General features: G+C 73.9%; 1 protein-coding gene. It reads left to right on the top strand.

The window, feature by feature from the left end:
• Positions 1–532 (top strand): ketoacyl-synthetase C-terminal extension domain-containing protein (locus tag ACLQ2V_RS28125; RefSeq protein WP_425721734.1); only part of this gene is annotated, 532 nt, incomplete at both ends.

Raw genomic sequence — 532 nt, forward strand, 5'->3', positions numbered from 1 at the left:
CGAATGTGGGTCATACGCAGGCGGCGGCGGGTGCGGCGGGGTTGATGAAGATGATCCTCGCGCTCGAGCACGGGATGCTGCCGCGCACGTTGCATGTGGGGACGCCGTCGACGCACGTGGACTGGTCGGCGGGTGCGGTGGAGCTGCTCACCGAGGAACAGCCCTGGCCACAGCGCGACCGGCCGCGTCGGGCGGGTGTCTCGGCGTTCGGCATCAGCGGCACCAACGCCCACATCATCATCGAGGAGGCGCCCGCCACCAACGACGCCGCCCCACCGGCCACCCCCGGCGACGAGAAGCTCACGCTGCCGGTCGTCCCCTGGCCCCTCTCAGCCAAGACCCCCGCCGCCCTCGCCGCGCAGGCCGACCGCCTGCTCGGCCGCGTCGGCGCCGGCCTGGAAACCGACGTCGCCCTCTCGTTGGCGACGACCCGCTCGGCGCTCGAGCATCGCGCGGTGGTGTTGGGTGCGGACGGCGCCGAGTTGCGGGCGGGTCTGGCGGCGTTGGCGGCGGGTCAGTCCGTGCCGGCCGT

The sequence above is a fragment of the Micromonospora sp. DT233 genome (assembly GCF_049841815.1).
Lineage (GTDB): Bacteria > Actinomycetota > Actinomycetes > Mycobacteriales > Micromonosporaceae > Micromonospora.